Source organism: Pseudonocardia cypriaca, assembly GCF_006717045.1.
GTDB classification, from domain to species: domain Bacteria; phylum Actinomycetota; class Actinomycetes; order Mycobacteriales; family Pseudonocardiaceae; genus Pseudonocardia; species Pseudonocardia cypriaca.
Genome location: NZ_VFPH01000003.1, coordinates 220,219 through 237,509 on the forward strand (window position 1 = coordinate 220,219; position 17,291 = coordinate 237,509).

Genomic DNA, 17,291 nt, shown 5'->3' on the forward strand with positions numbered 1-17,291 from the left:
TCCACGGCGGGCCTGTGCGTCGCGAGGGAATGCGACGTGCGCCGGGTTCCCGCTGGACTTCGACGAGCCCGGGCAGGAACGACTCTAACAGCGGCCGCTCCACCCGTACGGCACGGACCGGGGCGGATGCGCCCCGGTCCGCACCGTACGGACGTGAACTCTCAGAGTTCGGTCGCGGTCCCGCCTGCGGCCGTGATCTTGTCACGGGCACTGCCGGAGAACGCGTGCGCGCTGACAGTCAGCGTGACGCCGTCCAGGTCGCCGTTGCCGAGGACCTTGACGGGCTGGTTGCGCCGCACCGCGCCGGCCGCGACGAGCTCGTCGGGGCCGACGTTGCCACCCTCGGGGAACAGCTGGGCGAGGTCGCCCACGTTCACCACCTGGTACTCGACGCGGAACCGGTTCTTGAAGCCCTTGAGCTTCGGCAGCCGCATGTGCAGCGGCATCTGGCCACCCTCGAAGGCGGGCGAGACGGTCTTGCGTGCCTTGGTGCCCTTGGTACCGCGGCCCGCCGTCTTGCCCTTGCTGCCCTCACCGCGTCCGACCCGGGTCTTCTCGGTCTTGGCACCCGGGGCGGGGCGAAGGTGGTGGATCTTGATGGTGGTCATCAGGAGCCGACCTCCTCGACCGTCACCAGGTGACGGACGGTGTGGATCATGCCGCGGATCTGCGGGGTGTCGTCCCGCTCGACCCGCTGGCGGATCTTGCGCAGGCCCAGCGACAGCAGCGTGGCGCGCTGGTTCTGCTTGCAGCCGATGCTGCTACGAACCTGGGTGATCGCGAGCTTCGTCGCGCCGGTCGTCTCGGCCATCACGACCTCGCACCCTGCGCGGCGGCCGCACGGGCCCGCAGCATCTCGGCCGGGGCGACGTCCTCGAGCGGCAGGCCGCGACGGGCCGCCACCTCCTCCGGACGCTGGATCGCCTTCAGCGCGGCCACCGTGGCGTGCACGATGTTGATCGCGTTGTCGCTGCCGAGCGACTTCGAGAGGACGTCGTGGATGCCGGCGCACTCCAGCACGGCACGCACCGGGCCACCGGCGATGACGCCGGTACCGGGGCTGGCCGGGCGGAGCATGACGACACCAGCGGCCGCCTCGCCCTGCACGCGGTGCACGATCGTGCCGCCGATGCGCGGGACGCGGAAGAAGTTCTTCTTCGCCTCCTCGACGCCCTTGGCGATCGCGGCCGGCACTTCCTTGGCCTTGCCGTAGCCGACGCCGACCATGCCGTCGCCGTCACCCACGATCATCAGGGCGGTGAAGCTGAAGCGCCGACCACCCTTGACCACCTTGGCCACGCGGTTGATCGTGACCAGGCGCTCGATGTACGGGGTCTTGTCCTGGGCCGCCCCGCCACGGCCTCCGTCCCGGCGGTCCCGGCGGTCGCGGTTGTCGCCGCCCCCAGGGCCCCCGCCGTCACGCCGTGCGCGTCCCGGCATCAGACGTTCCCTTCCATCTTCGTCGTGTACATCAGAACTCCAGCCCGCCCTCACGGGCGGCATCCGCCAGCGCGGCGATCCGGCCGTGGTAGTCGTTGCCACCCCGGTCGAACACCACAGCGGAGACGCCTGCCTCCTTGGCGCGGGCGGCGACGAGCTCGCCGACCTTCGCCGCGCGGGCCTTCTTGTCGCCGTCGAGGGCGCGGACGTCGGCCTCGAGCGAGGACGCCGACGCCAGCGTGTGGCCGGCGACGTCGTCGATCACCTGCACGAGGATGTGCCGCGAGCTGCGCTTGACGGCGAGGCGCGGACGCTCGGCACTGCCGACGACCCTCTTGCGGAGTCGGGCGTGCCGGCGGCCGATCGCGGTGCGCCGCTTCGCCGACACCTGGGAAGCGGTGCGCTTCCGGGCGTTCGCGGAAATCGTGTCAGCCATGGTCACTTACCCGTCTTCCCGACCTTGCGGCGGACGTTCTCGCCCGCGTACCGCACACCCTTGCCCTTGTACGGCTCGGGCTTGCGGATCTTGCGGATGTTGGCTGCGGTCTCGCCGACCAGCTGCTTGTCGATGCCGCTGACGGAGAACCGGGTGGGCGTCTCCACCGTGAAGGTGATGCCCTCCGGCGGCTCGACCACGACGGGGTGGCTGAAGCCGAGCGCGAACTCCAGGTTGGAGCCCTTCAGCGCCACGCGGTAACCGACGCCGACGATCTCGAGCTTCTTCTCGTAGCCCGACGTGACGCCGACCACCAGGTTGTTGACCAGCGAGCGGGTGAGACCGTGGTAGGCCTTGCTACGACGCTCGTCGTCAGGGCGCTTCACGAGGATGGCGCCGTCGTCGCCGCGCTCGACCGTGATCGGCTCGACGACGGTGTGCGACAGGGTGCCCTTGGGGCCCTTCACGGTCACCGTGCGGCCGTCGATGGTGACGTCCACCCCGGATGGCACGGTGACGGGCAGCTTCCCGATACGGGACATGTCTCCTACCCCCTCACCAGACGTAGGCGAGGACTTCCCCGCCCACGCCGTTCTTCTTGGCCTGCTGGTCGGTCTGCAGACCGCTCGACGTCGAGATGATCGCGACGCCGAGGCCGCCGAGGACCCGGGGCAGGTTGGTGTTCTTCGCGTACACGCGCAGGCCGGGCTTCGACACGCGCCGGAGACCGGCGATGCTGCGCTCCCGGTTGCGCCCGTACTTCAGCTCGATGACCAGGTTCTTGCCGACCTCGGCGTCCTCCACGTGGTGGGAGGCGATGTAACCCTCCTTCTGGAGGATCTCCGCGATCGAGACCTTGAGCTTCGAGTGCGGCATGACCACGCGGTCGTGGTACGCCGAGTTGGCATTACGCAGACGCGTGAGCATGTCTGCGATGGGATCGGTCATCGTCATGGATCGAGAGTCACTTTCCCGCCGTGGTTCCCCTCGCGGGGCCTTCGGCGAACAGGATTACCAGGAGGACTTGTTCACGCCGGGCAGCTCGCCCGCGTGTGCCATGTCCCGGACGCAGATGCGGCAGAGGCCGAACTTGCGGAGAACGGCGCGCGGCCGGCCGCACTTCTGGCAGCGGGTGTACCCGCGCACCTTGAACTTCGGCTTCGCCGCGGCCTTGATGATGAGGGCCTTCTTGGCCATCTCATGCCTCCTTGAAAGGGAAGCCGAGCTTGCGCAGGAGCGCGCGGCCTTCCTCGTCGGTCGTGGCCGTGGTGACGACCGTGATGTCCATGCCACGCGGCCGGTCGATCGAGTCCGGGTCGATCTCGTGGAACATCGACTGCTCCGTGAGCCCGAACGTGTAGTTGCCCCGCCCGTCGAACTGCGTGCCCGAGAGGCCACGGAAGTCGCGGATACGCGGGAGCGCGATCGTCAGCAGGCGGTCGAGGAACTCCCACATCCGGTCGCCGCGGAGGGTGACCTTCGCGCCGATCGGCATGCCCTCGCGCAGCTTGAACTGCGCGATGGACTTGGTGGCCCGGCGGATCTGCGGCTTCTGACCGGTGATGGTGGCCAGGTCGCGGACCGCGCCGTCGATCAGCTTCGCGTCGCGGGCGGCGTCGCCGACACCCATGTTGACGACGACCTTCACGACGCCGGGGATCTGCATGACGTTGGCGTAGGAGAACTGCTCCCGCAGCTCGCCCTTGATCTCGTCGAGGTAGCGCTGCTTCAACCGCGGCGCCACGCGCTCAGCCGTCGTCATCAGATCTCCTTCCCGGAACGCCGGGAGATCCGGACGCGCTTGCCCTCGTCGGTGGTCTTCTTGCCGACCCGGCTGGGCTTGCCGTCACCGTCGACCAGCATCACGTTCGAGACGTGGATGGCGGCCTCCGTGGTGATGATCCCGCCGGACTGCGCGCCACGCTGGTTCTGGGTGATCCGGGTGTGCTTTTTGATCCGGTTCACGCCCTCGACCAGCACGCGCTGCTTGTCCGGGTAGGCCTGGATGACCTTGCCCTTCGCGCCCTTGTCCTTGCCGGCGATCACCAGCACGGTGTCGCCCTTCTTGATCTTCATGTCAGAGCACCTCCGGAGCGAGGGAGATGATCTTCATGAACCGCTTGTCGCGCAGCTCGCGCCCGACCGGGCCGAAGATGCGGGTCCCCCGCGGCTCGCCGTCCTGCTTGATGAGCACGGCGGCGTTCTCGTCGAACCGGATGTAGGACCCGTCGGGCCGCCTGCGCTCCTTGACGGTGCGAACGATGACGGCCTTGACCACGTCACCGCGCTTCACGCCGGCGCCGGGGATGGCGTCCTTCACCGTGGCGACGATCGTGTCGCCGATTCCTGCGTAGCGCCGGCCCGAGCCGCCCAGCACCCGGATGCACAGGATCTCCTTGGCACCGGTGTTGTCGGCGACGCGCAGCCGCGACTCCTGCTGGATCACTTCGCCTTCTCCAGGATCTCCACCAGCCGCCAGCGCTTCGTGGCGGACAGCGGGCGGGTCTCCATCAACCGGACGCGGTCGCCGATGCCGGCCGTGTTGGCCTCGTCGTGCGCCTTGACCTTGCTCGTCCGGCGGATGACCTTCGCGTACAGCGGGTGCTTCACGCGGTCCTCGAGCTCGACCACGATGGTCTTGTCCATCTTGTCGGACACGACCAGGCCCTCACGGACCTTGCGCTCCCCGCGGGTCTTCTGAGTCTGCTGCTCACTCATGCCGCGCCCTCGTCGCTTTCATCGGGGGCGGCCGAGAGGCCCAGCTCGCGCTCGCGCATGATCGTGTAGATCCGCGCGATGTCGTGCCGGACGGTACGCAGCCGCCGGTTGTTGTCCAGCTGCCCGGTGGCCATCTGGAAGCGGAGGTTGAACAGCTCCTCCTTGGCCTCCCGCACGCGCAGCACGAGCTCCTCGTCGGAGAGCTCACGCAGCTCGGCAGCGGTGGTCGTGCCTGCGGCCATCAGATGTCACCACCTTCACGGGTAACGATCCGGCACTTCATGGGCAGCTTGTGGATCGCGCGACGCAGCGCCTCGCGAGCGGTCTGCTCGTTCGGGTAGCTCATCTCGAACACGACCCGGCCGGGCTTGATGTTGGCGACCCACTTCTCCGGCGAACCCTTACCGGAACCCATGCGGGTCTCGGCGGGCTTCTTGGTGAGCGGGCGGTCCGGGAACACGTTGATCCAGACCTTGCCGCCACGACGGATGTGCCGGTTGATGGCGATACGCGCGGACTCGATCTGCCGGTTGGTGATGTAGGCAGGCTCGAGCGCCTGGATGCCGTAGTCGCCGAAGGTCACCCGCGTGCCGCCGGTGGCCATGCCGGTGCGGTGCGGACGGTGCTGCTTGCGGTGCTTGACCTTGCGTGGGATCAGCATGGGTCAGCTCCCACCCTGCTCGTTCTCGACGGTGGCGGTGGCGGTGCCGCCACCCGACGACTGCTCGGCTGCGGCGCGCCCGGCCTCGGTGCTCGTGCCGGTGGTGCCCGACGCACCCGAGCGGCGGCGCTGCGGACGGTCGCGGCGCGGACGCTCCGGGGCGGCCGCCGCTGCGGCGACGCCCTCACGACGGCCACCGACGACGTCACCCTTGTAGATCCACACCTTGACGCCGATGCGGCCGAACGTGGTGCGGGCCTCGAACAGGCCGTAGTCGATGTCGGCGCGCAGCGTGTGCAGCGGCACGCGACCCTCGCGGTAGAACTCCGAACGCGACATCTCCGCGCCACCGAGGCGGCCGGAGCACTGGATCCGGATGCCCTTCACCTGCGGGCTTCGCATGGCGGACTGGATGCCCTTGCGCATCGCACGGCGGAAGGCCACGCGGTTGGACAGCTGCTCGGCGACCGCCTGGGCCACGAGCTGCGCGTCCGACTCCGAGTTCTTGACCTCGAGGATGTTGAGCTGGACCTGCTTCTTGGTCAGCTTCTCGAGCTGGCCGCGGATGCGGTCGGCCTCGGCGCCACGCCGGCCGATCACGATGCCCGGGCGCGCGGTGTGGATGTCCACCCGCACGCGGTCCCGGGTGCGCTCGATCTCGACCTTGGAGATGCCGGCCCGCTCCATGCCCTTGGAGAGCATGCGGCGGATCTCGACGTCCTCCTTGACGTACTCGGCGTACTGCTTGTCGGCATACCAGCGCGACTTCCAGTCGGTGGTGATGCCGAGCCGGAACCCGTGCGGGTTGATCTTCTGACCCATCAGCGGGTCCTCCCCTTCGCACCGCGGGCGCCCCGGCCGGACTTCGCCGGCTGGGACTCGACCTCGACGGTGATGTGGCTCGTGCGCTTGCGGATCCGGTAGGCGCGGCCCTGGGCCCGCGGCCGGATGCGCTTGAGCGTCGGGCCCTCGTCGGCAAAGGCCGCCGCCACCACGAGGGTGTCGGGGTCCAGGTCGAGGTTGTTCTCGGCGTTGGCCGCGGCGCTCGCCACGACCTTGAACAGCGGCTGGGCCGCTGCCTGCGGCGAGAACCGCAGGATGTCGAGTGCCTCCTGGACCGGGCGGTCCTTGATCAGCGCCACGACCCGCCGCACCTTGGTGGGCGACATGTGCACGTACCGCGCCACCGCGCGCGCCCGTGCGGGCGCGGCGGCAGGGGTCTCGGTGGTCTCAGCCACGTCTACTCCTCTGTCTCCGTCAGCCCGCTCAGCGCCTGCGCGCCTTGCGGTCGTCCTTGATGTGGCCCCGGAAGGTGCGCGTGGGCGCGAACTCCCCGAGCTTGTGCCCCACCATCGCGTCGGAGACGAAGACCGGCACGTGCTTGCGGCCGTCGTGCACCGCGATCGTGTGGCCGATCATGTCCGGGATGATGGTTGACCTACGGGACCAGGTCCTGATCACCGTCTTCTTGCCCGACTCGTTGAGGGCGTCCACCTTCTTGAGCAGGTGGTCGTCCACGAACGGGCCCTTCTTCAGGCTGCGCGGCATCTCTTACCTCCCTGCTCAGCGCTTCTTGCCGGTGCGACGCCGGCGGACGATCATCTTGTCGGACGGCTTGGTGCGGCGGGTGCGGCCCTCGGGCTTGCCCGCGGGGTTGACCGGGTGGCGACCACCGGAGGTCTTGCCCTCACCACCACCGTGGGGGTGGTCGACCGGGTTCATCGCGACACCGCGGACGGTCGGGCGCTTGCCCTTCCACCGCATGCGGCCCGCCTTGCCCCAGTTGATGTTGGAGTGCTCGGAGTTGCCGACCTCGCCGACAGTGGCGCGGCAGCGCACGTCGACGTTGCGGATCTCCCCGGACGGCATGCGCAGCTGCGCGTACGGACCGTCCTTGGCGACCAGCTGGACGCTGGAGCCCGCGGAACGGGCGATCTTCGCGCCGCCACCGGGGCGGAGCTCGATCGCGTGCACCACGGTGCCGGTGGGGATGTTGCGCAGCGGCAGGTTGTTGCCGACCTTGATGTCGGCGCGCGGACCGGCCTCCACCGTGTCGCCCTGCTTGAGCTTCGCCGGCGCGATGATGTAGCGCTTCTCGCCGTCGGCGTAGTGCAGCAGTGCGATGCGGCTGGTGCGGTTCGGGTCGTACTCGATGTGAGCGACCTTGGCCGGGATGCCGTCCTTGTCGTTGCGTCGGAAGTCGATCAGGCGGTAGGCGCGCTTGTGGCCGCCGCCCTGGTGCCGGGTGGTGACCCGCCCGTGCACGTTGCGGCCGCCCTTGCTGTGCAGCGGGCGGATCAGCGACTTCTCGGGCGTCGAGCGCGTGATCTCGGCGAAGTCCGAGACGCTCGACCCACGACGACCCGGGGTCGTCGGCTTGTACTTGCGGATGCCCATATGTGTCGTCAGCCCCTCAGCTCGCCCGGCCGCCGAACACGTCGATCGTCCGGCTCTCCTCGGAGAGCGTGACGATGGCGCGCTTGGTGTCCTTGCGCTTGCCGTAGCCGGTGCGGGTGCGCTTGCGCTTGCCCGGGCGGTTCAGCGTGTTGACGCTGAGCACCTTGACCCCGAACACCTTCTCCACGGCGATCTTGATCTCGGTCTTGTTCGCGTCCGGGGCGACGACGAAGGTGTACTGGCGCTCCTCGAGCAGCCCGTAGCTCTTCTCCGACACCACCGGCGCGAGCAGGATGTCCCGCGGATCGGGGATCACTTGTCTGCCTCCTTGCGCTGCGACGGGGCGGAGAACCCTGCCGCCTCGGCCGCCTCGGCGGAGGCGAACCAGACCTCGGCCTCCGTGCGGGCGTAGAACGAGCTGCCCGGCACGTGGTAGAGCATCGAGTCGGCGTTGCCCTTCACCGGGAAGCCCTCCGGCTGCGAGCCGTCGGCCAGCGGAGCGTGGCTCTGCGGCCCGTACGGCCCGGCCTCGGCGCCCTTCTCGAGCGACGCGGCCTCGCTCTCCCGCGCGATGGCCCTGGCGACCGCCGCCTTCGGCGTGGCGACCGGGCCGGCGAGGAAGGCGTCGAGCGCCTCCTGGGTGAACACCACGGCGTCGTTGACCAGCACGTCGTACGTGTTGAGCTGGTCGGGCGCGATCAGGTGCACCGTCGGCAGGTTCCGCAGCGACAGCCAGCTGGTCTCGTCGTCGCGACCGAGCACCACCAGCACGCGCGTCGCATCGCCCGCGACGGTCTCGATCGCCTTGCGCGCGGACTTCGTGGACGGGGTGTCGCCCGTGACCACCGAGGAGACGACGTGGACCAGCCCGGCGCGGGCCCGGTCCGACAGCGCACCGCGCAGAGCGGCGGCCTTCATCTTCTTCGGGGTCTTCTGCGTGTAGTCCCGCGGCGTCGGGCCGTGGACCACACCGCCGCCTGCGAACTGCGGGGCGCGGGTCGAACCCTGGCGGGCGCGGCCGGTGCCCTTCTGGCGGTACGGCTTCTTGCCGCCACCGCGCACCTCGCCACGGGTCTTCGTGTCGTGGGTGCCCTGGCGGGCGGCCGCCAGCTGGGCCACCACGACCTGGTGCATCAGCGGCACGTTGGCCGTGACGTCGAAGACGTGGTCGGGCAGCTCGACGGTGCCGCCCTTCTTGCCCTCGGGGGAGAGGACGTCGACGGAGCTCACTTGACACCACCCTTCGCGGCCGTCTTGACGAGGAGGAGGCCGCCGCGGGGCCCGGGAACGGCGCCCTTGATCAGCAGCAGTCCGTTGTCGGAGTCGACGCGGTGCACCGTGAGGTTCTGCGTGGTGGTGCGCGCGTGGCCCATCCGGCCGGCCATCCGCAGGCCCTTGAAGACCCGGCCCGGGGTGGCGCAGCCGCCGATGGAGCCCGGCGAGCGGTGCTTGCGCTGGGTGCCGTGGCTGTTGCCGAGGCCCTTGAAGCCGTGGCGCTTCATGACACCCGCGGTGCCCTTGCCCTTGCTGGTGCCCACCACGTCCACGACGGCGCCGGCGTCGAACACCTCTGCGGTGATCTCCTGCCCGACCGTGTACTCACCCGCGTCGGCCGTGCGCAGCTCGACGACGTGGCGACGCGGCGTGGTGCCCGCCTTGGTGAAGTGGCCGGTGCGCGGCTTGTTCACCTTGCGCGGGTCGATCGCGCCGTAGGCGAGCTGCACCGCCTTGTAGCCATCGGTCTCCGGCGTGCGGACCTGCGTCACCACGTTCGGGCCCGCCTGGACCACGGTGACCGGGACCACCCGGTTGTTCTCGTCGAAGACCTGGGTCATCCCGAGCTTCGTGCCCAGGATCCCGGTGATCTTTCGTTCGGTCATCGGTCCAAGCCCTACTGGATGTTGACGTCGACGCTGGCCGGAAGGTCGATGCGCATGAGCGCGTCGACCGTCTTCGGCGTCGGGTCGAGGATGTCGATCAGCCGCTTGTGCGTGCGCATCTCGAAGTGCTCGCGCGAGTCCTTGTACTTGTGCGGCGAACGGATGACGCAGTAGATGTTCTTCTCCGTCGGCAGAGGCACTGGCCCGACGACCCGAGCGCCCGTGCGCGTGACCGTCTCGACGATCTTGCGCGCGGAGGCGTCGATGGCCTCGTGGTCATAGGCCTTGAGCCTGATGCGGATCTTTTGTCCCGCCATGGTCGTCGGTCGTCCTTCTCTTCCTGCCGCTTGTCGTACGCATTTCCGGGGTGGCGCCCCAAGGAGCCCTGTGCGGTCTCACTCGTGGCTTGTCCGGTCCACGAGGTCGGGCGTGTCGCGGCCTGACCTCATACCGGTCCCCGGGCGATCGGCGTCCCCCTGGGGGGTGGCTCTGGCTCAGGGGCTGGGCGTGACTGCGGCGCACTCGAACTTCAGTCCGGGGACGAGGTCCGGGCGCGCCGCAGCCCTACGCGCAACCCGTCAAGGATGCCACACGGGTGTGTGGCGCCCTCGACCGGGGGGTGCTACTTGTTGATCTTGGTGACCTGGCCGGCGCCGACGGTCCGACCACCCTCGCGGATGGCGAACTGCAGGCCCTCCTCCATGGCGATCGGCTGGATCAGCTGAACGCTCATCGAGGTGTTGTCGCCGGGCATGACCATCTCGGTGCCCGAAGGCAGCGTCACGACGCCCGTCACGTCCGTGGTCCGGAAGTAGAACTGCGGACGGTAGTTGTTGAAGAACGGCGTGTGACGGCCACCCTCGTCCTTGGACAGGATGTAGACCTGGCCCTCGAACTCGGTGTGCGGGGTGATCGAACCCGGCTTGCAGACGACCTGGCCGCGCTCGACGTCCTCGCGCTTGACACCGCGCAGCAGCAGACCGACGTTCTCGCCCGCACGACCCTCGTCGAGGATCTTGCGGAACATCTCGACACCGGTGACGGTGGTCGAGGTCGACTTCTCGCGGATACCCACGATCTCGACGGTCTCGTTCACCTTGACGATGCCGCGCTCGATGCGGCCGGTGACCACGGTGCCGCGGCCCGTGATCGTGAAGACGTCCTCGACGGGCATGAGGAACGGCTTGTCGGTGTCGCGCTCCGGCTGCGGGATCGACTCGTCGACCGCGTCCATGAGCTCGAGCAGCTTGTCGCCCCACTCCTTGTCGCCCTCGAGCGCCTTGAGCGCCGAGACGCGGACGATGGGCAGGTCGTCGCCCGGGTACTCCTGCGTGGACAGCAGCTCCCGGACCTCCAGCTCGACGAGCTCGAGGATCTCCTCGTCGTCGACCATGTCGGCCTTGTTCAGCGCCACCACGATGTACGGCACGCCGACCTGGCGGGCGAGCAGCACGTGCTCACGCGTCTGGGGCATCGGGCCGTCGGTGGCGGCGACCACCAGGATCGCGCCGTCCATCTGGGCGGCACCGGTGATCATGTTCTTGATGTAGTCGGCGTGACCGGGGCAGTCGACGTGCGCGTAGTGCCGCTTCTCGGTCTGGTACTCGACGTGCGCGATCGAGATGGTGATACCGCGCTGACGCTCCTCGGGAGCCTTGTCGATCTGGTCGAACGCCGACGCCTCGTTGAGGTTCGGGTACTTGTCGTGCAGAACCTTGGTGATGGCCGCCGTCAGCGTGGTCTTGCCGTGGTCGATGTGACCGATCGTGCCGATGTTGACGTGCGGCTTGGTCCGCTCGAACTTCGCCTTCGCCACTGCAGGGTCCTCCTGGACTGGTTTCTTCTTGTCCGCCGTGCTGACGGCAGGTCTTGGGGTGGTGCTCGGAATGAGCCGCGGACCTTACCGGCCCGCGGCACACCCCATTTACTCGCCCGTGGCCTTGGCGATGATCTCCTTGGCCACGTTGGTCGGGACCTCCGCGTAGGAGTCGAAGACCATGGTGTAGTTCGCCCGGCCCTGGGTCCGCGACCGCAGGTCGCCGACGTAGCCGAACATCTCCGAGAGCGGCACGAGCGCCTTGACGATGCGCGCACCGGCCCGCTCCTCCATGGCCTGGATCTGGCCACGGCGGGAGTTGAGGTCGCCGATCACATCGCCCATGTAGTCCTCGGGCGTGGTGACCTCGACGGCCATCATCGGCTCGAGCAGGGCCGGATCGGCCTTGCGCGCAGCCTCCTTGAGGGCCATCGAGCCGGCAACCTTGAACGCCATCTCGGAGGAGTCGACCTCGTGGTACTGGCCGTCGAGCAGCGTCAGCTTGATGCCGGTCAGCGGGTAGCCGGCCAGCACGCCGTACTGCATGGCGTCCTGCGCACCGGCGTCCACGGACGGGATGTACTCCCGCGGGATCCGGCCACCGGTGACCTTGTTGTCGAACTCGTACAGCGCACCGTCGGCCGTGTCGAGCGGCTCGAGCTTGATGATGACGCGGGCGAACTGCCCCGAGCCACCGGTCTGCTTCTTGTGCGTGTACTCGTACTTGTCGACCGTCCGACGGATCGTCTCGCGGTAGGCCACCTGCGGCTTGCCGATGTTGGCCTCGACCTTGAACTCGCTCTTCATGCGGTTGACCAGCACCTCGAGGTGCAGCTCACCCATGCCGGCGAGGATGGTCTGGCCGGTCTCGTCGTCCAGGGAGACCTGGAACGTCGGGTCCTCCTCGGCCAGCTTCTGGATCGCCGTGGAGAGCTTCTCCTGGTCGGCCTTGGTCTTCGGCTCGACCGCGACCTGGATGACCGGGTCGGGGAAGGTCATCGACTCCAGCACGATCGGCGCCTGCGCGTCGCTCAGCGTGTCGCCGGTGGTGGTGTCCTTCAGCCCGATGACCGCGTAGATGTGACCGACAAGGGCCTCGTCGACCGGGTTCTCCTTGTTGGCGTGCATCTGGAAGATCTTCCCGATGCGCTCCTTGCGGTCCTTGGTCGAGTTGATGACCTGGGAACCAGCGGCGACCCGACCCGAGTAGACCCGGATGTAGGTCAGCTTGCCGAAGAACGGGTGCGCGGCGATCTTGAAGGCGAGCGCCGAGAACGGCTCCTCCTTCTCGGGCTTGCGGAAGGCGGGGGTCTCCCCGTCCTGCAGCGTGCCCTCGACCGGCGGCAGCTCGATCGGCGACGGCAGGTAGTCGATCACGGCGTCGAGCAGGGGCTGCACGCCCTTGTTCTTGAACGCCGAGCCGCACAGCACGGGGTAGGCGCTGCGGTTCTTCACGATGCTGCGGATGCCGTGCTTGATCTGCTCGACCGTGAGCTCCTCGCCACCGAGGTACAGCTCCATCAGGTCGTCGTCGGTCTCGGCGACGGCCTCGACGAGCGCCGTGCGGTACTCCTCGGCCCGCTCACGCAGGTCGGCCGGGATCTCCTCGACCGTGTAGTCCTCGCCCTTCTGGACCTCGCCACGCCAGGTCAGCGCGCGCATCTCGACCAGGTCGATGACGCCGATGAAGTCGTTCTCCGAGCCGATGGGCAGCTGGATCGGGAGCGGCTTGGCAGCCAGGCGGTCCTGGATGGTGCCGACCGTGAAGTAGAAGTCCGCGCCCAGCTTGTCCATCTTGTTGACGAAGCAGATGCGCGGGACGTCGTACTTGGTGGCCTGCCGCCAGACCTGCTCGGACTGCGGCTCGACCCCCTCCTTGCCGTCGAACACGGCCACGGCCCCGTCGAGCACCCGCAGGTTGCGCTCCACCTCGACGGTGAAGTCGACGTGCCCCGGGGTGTCGATCAGGTTGATCTGGTGGTCTTTCCAGAAGCAGGTGGTCGCAGCAGACGTGATCGTGATGCCGCGCTTCTGCTCCTCCTCCATCCAGTCCATGGTGGCCGCGCCGTCGTGGACCTCACCGATCTTGTAGTTGATCCCGGTGTAGAACAGGATCCGCTCGGTGGTGGTGGTCTTGCCGGCGTCGATGTGCGCCATGATGCCGATGTTGCGGACCTTGCCCAGGTCCGTCAGCACGTCCCGTGCCACTTCAGATTCTCCCTCGGATTGGCGCGGACGATCGGCCCGTCACCAGCGGTAGTGGGCGAAGGCCTTGTTGGACTCCGCCATCTTGTGCATGTCCTCGCGCCTCTTGACGCTGGCGCCCAGACCGTTGCTCGCGTCGAGCAGCTCGTTCATCAGCCGGTCGACCATCGTCTTCTCGCGGCGCTGGCCGGCGTACGAGACGATCCAGCGCAGGGCGAGGGTGGTCTGCCGGACGGCGCGCACCTCGACGGGGACCTGGTAGGTGGCACCACCCACGCGGCGGCTCTTGACCTCGAGAGCCGGCTTCACGTTGTCCATGGCGCGCTTGAGCGTGACGACCGGGTCGGTGCCGGTCTTCTCCCGGGTGCCCTCCAGGGCGGCGTAGACGATGCGCTCCGCGAGCGACCGCTTGCCGTCCTTGAGGACCTTGTTGACCAGCTGGGTGACCAGCGGCGAACCGAAGACCGGGTCCGAGACCAGCGGGCGCTTCGGCGCAGCTCCCTTGCGCGGCATCAGCTCTTCTCCTTCTTCGCGCCGTAGCGGCTCCGGGACTGCTTGCGGTTGCGGACACCCTGGGTGTCGAGCGAGCCGCGGATGATCTTGTAGCGGACGCCCGGCAGGTCCTTCACCCGGCCACCGCGGACCAGCACGATCGAGTGCTCCTGGAGGTTGTGCCCCTCACCAGGGATGTAGGCCGTGACCTCGATCTCACTGGAGAGCCGCACGCGTGCGACCTTGCGCAGCGCGGAGTTCGGCTTCTTGGGCGTGGTGGTGTACACGCGGGTGCACACGCCGCGCCGCTGCGGGCTCCCCTTGAGCGCTGCGGTCTTGGTCTTGCCGACCTTGTCCTGACGGCCCTTGCGGACCAGCTGCTGGATCGTGGGCATGAACCGTCTGCTTCTTCCCGTCGGTGTTGCTTGGAGCTTCGTCGTACTGGCCGTAGTTCTGGTGCTCGTGCGGGCCGCCCGGCCCCCGAGGTCGGGCGTGTCCCCGGGTCGGGCGTTCTGCTACCCGGGCACCGAGCGATGAGATCGGGGGACCTCACGGGGACCAGGGCCCGCGCGCCCCGAGGCCGGCGACCACCGGGCACGCAGATCGGCCCGACCGTGGCCGAGCGCAAGACAACAGGTTACCCGCCCCGTCGGAGAGGGGTCAAAACGGGTCCTGGTCAGCGCCTGTCGGTACCGGCAGAGTGCCTGACCGAGCCCGTCATCGCAAGAGGACGCGCCCGCTCGCCGCACTAGGACCCCCGCTCGTCGCAGGTGATCAGGGCGTTCCCCTCCATGCCCGGCGCAAGTTACCGTCCGGTATGCGGTTGCCCCGTTCCGTCGTCCGGCAGCTCACCCGCGGCGTCGTGCGTCCACTGCTCTCCCCTCGCCTGCCACTTGCCCTGCGGCGTCCGTTGCTGGACGCCACCGGTCGTGTCGTGCCCCTTCCGCGCGGCACCCGGCGCAGCCGCGGCACGCTCGGCGGGGTACCCACCGAACGAGTGGTGACACGAGGGGCCACCGGGCCGCACCAGGTGCTGTACGTGCACGGCGGCGGCTACCAGACCGGATCACCGACCTCGCACCGCGCGCTCGCCGCGCAGCTGAGCAGGGCCGCCGCGGCGCCCGTGCACCTGCCGGTCTACCGGCTGGCTCCGGAGCACCCCCACCCCGCCGCCGTGGACGACGTGGAAGCGGCCTACAAGGCCCTGCGCGACGCAGGACACCCAGCACAACGCATCGCGGTGGCCGGTGATTCCGCCGGTGGCGGACTCGTCATGGCGCTCGTCCTGCGGCTGCGCGCCGCCGGTGAGGAGCTGCCCGGCTCGATCGGGCTGATCTCCCCGTGGCTGGACCTCGACCTCGGGTCACCCCTGCTCCGGGCCAACGCCGCCACCGACGCGATGCTCGACCCGGACTGGCTCGCCGACGCCGTGGCCAGGTACCTGGGTGAGGCAAGCGCGCCGGCACCCTCCGATCGGGGAGGCACCCGGAGAACCGGCTTGCGAGACGGAGCGCAGCGGAGGCGATCGAACACAGAGCTCCGGCCGCTCCAGGCCGACCTCGCCGGCCTGCCGCCGGTGCACGTGATCGCGGGCGGCGACGAGATCCTGCTCGGCGACTCCGACGCACTGGTGGCGCGGATCCGCGAAGCCGGCGGACCCGTTGACTACCGGCGGGCCGACGGTCTGTGGCACGCCTACCCGGTGTTCGCCGGGATGCTGCGCGAGGCGGACGAGGCGGTGGCCGCGCTCGGCGCGGCGATCCGGCGGGACTGCGGGGATGCGCCCGGTCCCCGCGTGGCGGTGGTCGGCGCCGGGTTCGGCGGGATCGGCCTGGGCATGGCACTACGTGCGGCCGGCTGGACCGACCCCGGCGAGCTCACGATCCTCGACCGCGCCGAAGGGGTCGGCGGCGTGTGGCGGGCCAACACGTACCCCGGCGCGGCCTGCGACGTCCCGTCGCACCTCTACTCGTTCGCGGGCGAGCCGGGCACGGAGTGGAGCCGCCGGTTCGCCCCGCAGCCCGACATCCTGCGCTACCTGGAGCGGCTCACGCGGGAGCGCGGGCTCACCGAACACCTGCGCCTGCGGACCGAGGTCACGGAGGCCCGCTGGGACGAGGCCCGCTCCGTCTGGCGGCTCTCGCTCGCAGGCGGCGAGTCCCTCGAGACAGACGTGCTGGTGCCCGCGTGCGGCCAGCTGTCCCGGCCGGTCCGCCCGGCGATCCCCGGCCTGGACCGCTTCACAGGGCCGGTCTTCCACTCCGCCGAGTGGGACCACGGCGTCGACCTGGAAGGCAAGCGGGTCGCCGTGATCGGGACGGGTGCGAGCGCCATCCAGTTCGTCCCCGCGATCGTCGACCGGGTGGCGGCCCTGACGGTGTTCCAGCGCTCGGCGCCCCACGTGATCCCGAAGCCCGACCGGGCCTACGGGGGCCGGCGGCGGGGCAGCCGCGCAGCTGCCCGTGCCGTCTGGACGGCGTTCTTCGAAATGGGCGCGCTCGGACTGACCTCGGTGCGCGCCGCCGCGATGCCCTTGCGGATCGCGTCCGCAGCACTGCGCCGCAGTCAGGTCCCCGACCCGACCCTGCGCGCCCGCATCACCCCCGACCACCCGATCGGCTGCAAACGCATCCTGATCTCGTCGGACTACTACCCCGCGTTGCGCCGTCCCCACGTGGACGTCGTGACCGACCGGATCACCGAGGTCACCGCCACCGGCGTGCGCACGGCCGACGGCACCGAGCACCCGGCCGACGTGGTGATCCTGGGCACGGGCTTCGCCGCGACCGAGTTCCTGGCCCCGATGAAGGTGTTCGGCGCGGGCGGCCAGGAGCTCTCGGAGCGGTGGCGCGACGGCGCGAGCGCCCACCTCGGGATCGCCGTGCCCGGCTTCCCCAACCTGTTCCTGCTCTACGGCCCGAACACCAACCTCGGCTCCGGCTCCATTGTGCACATGCTGGAGTGCCAGATCGGATACGTGCGCCAGGCCCTGGAGCTGCTCCGTTCCGGGGTGCGCACCCTGACCGTGCGCCCCGAGGTCGCCACGCGCCACGACGCGGAGATCCAGCAACGCCTCGCCCGCACGGTGTGGACCGGCTGCCGCAACTGGTACCGCACGGCCGGCGGTCGGGTGGTGAACAACTGGCCGGGCACGATGCGCGAGTACGCGAAGCGCACCCGTCGCTTCGAGGTCGCGGAGTACGAGGTCGGCGCTTAGCCGCGCACGCACCGGAAGTCAGCTCGCGC

General features: G+C 69.4%; 26 protein-coding genes. 1 reads left to right on the top strand and 25 read right to left on the bottom strand.

Annotated elements, in window-relative coordinates; genetic code table 11:
• Positions 1–161 precede the first annotated feature (161 nt).
• The 25 genes from rplO to rpsL all read right to left on the bottom strand — a co-directional run bounded on the left by rplO (position 162) and on the right by rpsL (position 14,440).
• The gene (gene rplO, locus FB388_RS32950; protein WP_142106613.1) at positions 162–608 is read right to left on the bottom strand and encodes a 50S ribosomal protein L15; all 447 of its coding nucleotides are present in this window, start codon (positions 606–608) and stop codon (positions 162–164) included.
• A complete protein-coding gene (gene rpmD, locus FB388_RS32955; RefSeq protein ID WP_142106614.1) occupies positions 608–811 on the bottom strand; it encodes a 50S ribosomal protein L30 in 204 nt (67 codons plus the stop codon). Before rpmD ends, rplO begins: the two co-directional genes overlap by 1 nt.
• Complete coding sequence (rpsE, locus tag FB388_RS32960; RefSeq protein ID WP_142106615.1) at positions 811–1,440, bottom strand: 30S ribosomal protein S5; 630 nt, start codon at positions 1,438–1,440, stop codon at positions 811–813. The genes rpmD and rpsE overlap by 1 nt, the downstream gene beginning before the upstream one ends.
• Positions 1,441–1,471: 31 nt before the next feature.
• On the bottom strand, positions 1,472–1,876 hold the full coding sequence (rplR, locus tag FB388_RS32965) for a 50S ribosomal protein L18 (RefSeq protein ID WP_142106616.1): 405 nt from the start codon (positions 1,874–1,876) through the stop codon (positions 1,472–1,474).
• Positions 1,877–1,878: 2 nt separating this feature from the next.
• The gene (gene rplF / locus FB388_RS32970) at positions 1,879–2,418 is read right to left on the bottom strand and encodes a 50S ribosomal protein L6 (RefSeq protein ID WP_142106617.1); all 540 of its coding nucleotides are present in this window, start codon (positions 2,416–2,418) and stop codon (positions 1,879–1,881) included.
• Between the two features lie 13 nt (positions 2,419–2,431).
• Complete coding sequence (gene rpsH, locus FB388_RS32975) at positions 2,432–2,830, bottom strand: 30S ribosomal protein S8 (RefSeq protein WP_142106618.1); 399 nt, start codon at positions 2,828–2,830, stop codon at positions 2,432–2,434.
• Between the two features lie 57 nt (positions 2,831–2,887).
• Positions 2,888–3,073, bottom strand: coding sequence for a type Z 30S ribosomal protein S14 (locus FB388_RS32980; protein ID WP_142106619.1), 186 nt, complete (start codon positions 3,071–3,073; stop codon positions 2,888–2,890).
• Position 3,074: 1 nt separating this feature from the next.
• A complete protein-coding gene (gene rplE / locus FB388_RS32985; protein WP_142106620.1) occupies positions 3,075–3,638 on the bottom strand; it encodes a 50S ribosomal protein L5 in 564 nt (187 codons plus the stop codon).
• A complete protein-coding gene (rplX, locus tag FB388_RS32990; RefSeq protein WP_142106621.1) occupies positions 3,638–3,952 on the bottom strand; it encodes a 50S ribosomal protein L24 in 315 nt (104 codons plus the stop codon). The genes rplE and rplX overlap by 1 nt, the downstream gene beginning before the upstream one ends.
• 1 nt (position 3,953) lies before the next feature.
• Entirely contained in the window at positions 3,954–4,322 is a 369-nt protein-coding gene (gene rplN, locus FB388_RS32995) for a 50S ribosomal protein L14 (RefSeq protein ID WP_142106622.1), read from the bottom strand.
• Positions 4,319–4,594, bottom strand: a complete 276-nt coding sequence (gene rpsQ, locus FB388_RS33000; RefSeq protein ID WP_142106623.1) for a 30S ribosomal protein S17 — start codon at positions 4,592–4,594, stop codon at positions 4,319–4,321. The genes rplN and rpsQ overlap by 4 nt, the downstream gene beginning before the upstream one ends.
• Positions 4,591–4,836: a 50S ribosomal protein L29 gene (rpmC, locus tag FB388_RS33005; protein ID WP_142106624.1), complete on the bottom strand. Its 246-nt coding sequence runs from the start codon at positions 4,834–4,836 to the stop codon at positions 4,591–4,593. Before rpmC ends, rpsQ begins: the two co-directional genes overlap by 4 nt.
• A complete protein-coding gene (gene rplP / locus FB388_RS33010; protein WP_075952029.1) occupies positions 4,836–5,255 on the bottom strand; it encodes a 50S ribosomal protein L16 in 420 nt (139 codons plus the stop codon). The genes rpmC and rplP overlap by 1 nt, the downstream gene beginning before the upstream one ends.
• A gap of 3 nt (positions 5,256–5,258) precedes the next feature.
• Positions 5,259–6,077 (bottom strand): 30S ribosomal protein S3, encoded by an 819-nt coding sequence (gene rpsC / locus FB388_RS33015; RefSeq protein WP_142106625.1) that lies wholly within the window; start codon positions 6,075–6,077, stop codon positions 5,259–5,261.
• Positions 6,077–6,493, bottom strand: coding sequence for a 50S ribosomal protein L22 (gene rplV / locus FB388_RS33020; RefSeq protein WP_142106626.1), 417 nt, complete (start codon positions 6,491–6,493; stop codon positions 6,077–6,079). The genes rpsC and rplV overlap by 1 nt, the downstream gene beginning before the upstream one ends.
• A 28-nt stretch (positions 6,494–6,521) precedes the next feature.
• Positions 6,522–6,803 (bottom strand): 30S ribosomal protein S19, encoded by a 282-nt coding sequence (gene rpsS, locus FB388_RS33025; RefSeq protein ID WP_013677461.1) that lies wholly within the window; start codon positions 6,801–6,803, stop codon positions 6,522–6,524.
• 15 nt (positions 6,804–6,818) lie between these two features.
• Positions 6,819–7,652 carry a 50S ribosomal protein L2 gene (rplB, locus tag FB388_RS33030; protein WP_142106627.1) on the bottom strand — a complete coding sequence of 278 codons (834 nt, stop codon included), beginning with the start codon at positions 7,650–7,652 and terminating at the stop codon, positions 6,819–6,821.
• A 16-nt stretch (positions 7,653–7,668) separates the two neighbouring features.
• Positions 7,669–7,968: a 50S ribosomal protein L23 gene (gene rplW / locus FB388_RS33035; RefSeq protein ID WP_142106628.1), complete on the bottom strand. Its 300-nt coding sequence runs from the start codon at positions 7,966–7,968 to the stop codon at positions 7,669–7,671.
• Positions 7,965–8,882, bottom strand: coding sequence for a 50S ribosomal protein L4, sunset domain variant (gene rplD / locus FB388_RS33040; RefSeq protein WP_142106629.1), 918 nt, complete (start codon positions 8,880–8,882; stop codon positions 7,965–7,967). The genes rplW and rplD overlap by 4 nt, the downstream gene beginning before the upstream one ends.
• Entirely contained in the window at positions 8,879–9,532 is a 654-nt protein-coding gene (gene rplC / locus FB388_RS33045) for a 50S ribosomal protein L3 (protein WP_142106630.1), read from the bottom strand. Before rplC ends, rplD begins: the two co-directional genes overlap by 4 nt.
• A gap of 11 nt (positions 9,533–9,543) precedes the next feature.
• Positions 9,544–9,849, bottom strand: coding sequence for a 30S ribosomal protein S10 (gene rpsJ, locus FB388_RS33050; protein WP_040804197.1), 306 nt, complete (start codon positions 9,847–9,849; stop codon positions 9,544–9,546).
• 305 nt (positions 9,850–10,154) lie between these two features.
• Positions 10,155–11,348: an elongation factor Tu gene (gene tuf, locus FB388_RS33055; RefSeq protein ID WP_142106631.1), complete on the bottom strand. Its 1,194-nt coding sequence runs from the start codon at positions 11,346–11,348 to the stop codon at positions 10,155–10,157.
• Positions 11,349–11,456: 108 nt separating this feature from the next.
• On the bottom strand, positions 11,457–13,556 hold the full coding sequence (gene fusA, locus FB388_RS33060; protein ID WP_142106632.1) for an elongation factor G: 2,100 nt from the start codon (positions 13,554–13,556) through the stop codon (positions 11,457–11,459).
• A 39-nt stretch (positions 13,557–13,595) separates the two neighbouring features.
• A complete protein-coding gene (gene rpsG, locus FB388_RS33065) occupies positions 13,596–14,066 on the bottom strand; it encodes a 30S ribosomal protein S7 (RefSeq protein ID WP_075952035.1) in 471 nt (156 codons plus the stop codon).
• Positions 14,066–14,440 (bottom strand): 30S ribosomal protein S12, encoded by a 375-nt coding sequence (gene rpsL / locus FB388_RS33070; RefSeq protein ID WP_094926672.1) that lies wholly within the window; start codon positions 14,438–14,440, stop codon positions 14,066–14,068. Before rpsL ends, rpsG begins: the two co-directional genes overlap by 1 nt.
• A gap of 422 nt (positions 14,441–14,862) precedes the next feature.
• Between rpsL and FB388_RS41105 the strand changes: the two genes are divergently transcribed.
• The gene (locus tag FB388_RS41105; RefSeq protein WP_142106633.1) at positions 14,863–17,262 is read left to right on the top strand and encodes an alpha/beta hydrolase fold domain-containing protein; all 2,400 of its coding nucleotides are present in this window, start codon (positions 14,863–14,865) and stop codon (positions 17,260–17,262) included.
• Positions 17,263–17,291: the final 29 nt, after the last annotated feature.

Excerpts from the sequence above, each read along its gene's own strand:
- rpsL (WP_094926672.1), bottom strand. The coding sequence starts at position 14,440 with ATGCCCACGATCCAGCAGCTGGTCCGCAAGGGCCGTCAGGACAAGGTC.
- rplB (WP_142106627.1), bottom strand. The coding sequence starts at position 7,652 with ATGGGCATCCGCAAGTACAAGCCGACGACCCCGGGTCGTCGTGGGTCG.
- FB388_RS41105 (WP_142106633.1), top strand. The coding sequence starts at position 14,863 with ATGCGGTTGCCCCGTTCCGTCGTCCGGCAGCTCACCCGCGGCGTCGTG.
- rplF (WP_142106617.1), bottom strand. The coding sequence starts at position 2,418 with ATGTCCCGTATCGGGAAGCTGCCCGTCACCGTGCCATCCGGGGTGGAC.
- rpsH (WP_142106618.1), bottom strand. The coding sequence starts at position 2,830 with ATGACGATGACCGATCCCATCGCAGACATGCTCACGCGTCTGCGTAAT.
- rpsJ (WP_040804197.1), bottom strand. The coding sequence starts at position 9,849 with ATGGCGGGACAAAAGATCCGCATCAGGCTCAAGGCCTATGACCACGAG.
- rplO (WP_142106613.1), bottom strand. The coding sequence starts at position 608 with ATGACCACCATCAAGATCCACCACCTTCGCCCCGCCCCGGGTGCCAAG.
- rpsS (WP_013677461.1), bottom strand. The coding sequence starts at position 6,803 with ATGCCGCGCAGCCTGAAGAAGGGCCCGTTCGTGGACGACCACCTGCTC.
- rplR (WP_142106616.1), bottom strand. The coding sequence starts at position 1,876 with ATGGCTGACACGATTTCCGCGAACGCCCGGAAGCGCACCGCTTCCCAG.
- rplX (WP_142106621.1), bottom strand. The coding sequence starts at position 3,952 with ATGAAGATCAAGAAGGGCGACACCGTGCTGGTGATCGCCGGCAAGGAC.
- rpsG (WP_075952035.1), bottom strand. The coding sequence starts at position 14,066 with ATGCCGCGCAAGGGAGCTGCGCCGAAGCGCCCGCTGGTCTCGGACCCG.
- rplC (WP_142106630.1), bottom strand. The coding sequence starts at position 9,532 with ATGACCGAACGAAAGATCACCGGGATCCTGGGCACGAAGCTCGGGATG.
- rplE (WP_142106620.1), bottom strand. The coding sequence starts at position 3,638 with ATGACGACGGCTGAGCGCGTGGCGCCGCGGTTGAAGCAGCGCTACCTC.
- rplP (WP_075952029.1), bottom strand. The coding sequence starts at position 5,255 with ATGCTGATCCCACGCAAGGTCAAGCACCGCAAGCAGCACCGTCCGCAC.
- rpsC (WP_142106625.1), bottom strand. The coding sequence starts at position 6,077 with ATGGGTCAGAAGATCAACCCGCACGGGTTCCGGCTCGGCATCACCACC.
- rpsE (WP_142106615.1), bottom strand. The coding sequence starts at position 1,440 with ATGCCGGGACGCGCACGGCGTGACGGCGGGGGCCCTGGGGGCGGCGAC.
- FB388_RS32980 (WP_142106619.1), bottom strand. The coding sequence starts at position 3,073 with ATGGCCAAGAAGGCCCTCATCATCAAGGCCGCGGCGAAGCCGAAGTTC.
- rpmD (WP_142106614.1), bottom strand. The coding sequence starts at position 811 with ATGGCCGAGACGACCGGCGCGACGAAGCTCGCGATCACCCAGGTTCGT.
- rpmC (WP_142106624.1), bottom strand. The coding sequence starts at position 4,836 with ATGGCCGCAGGCACGACCACCGCTGCCGAGCTGCGTGAGCTCTCCGAC.
- rpsQ (WP_142106623.1), bottom strand. The coding sequence starts at position 4,594 with ATGAGTGAGCAGCAGACTCAGAAGACCCGCGGGGAGCGCAAGGTCCGT.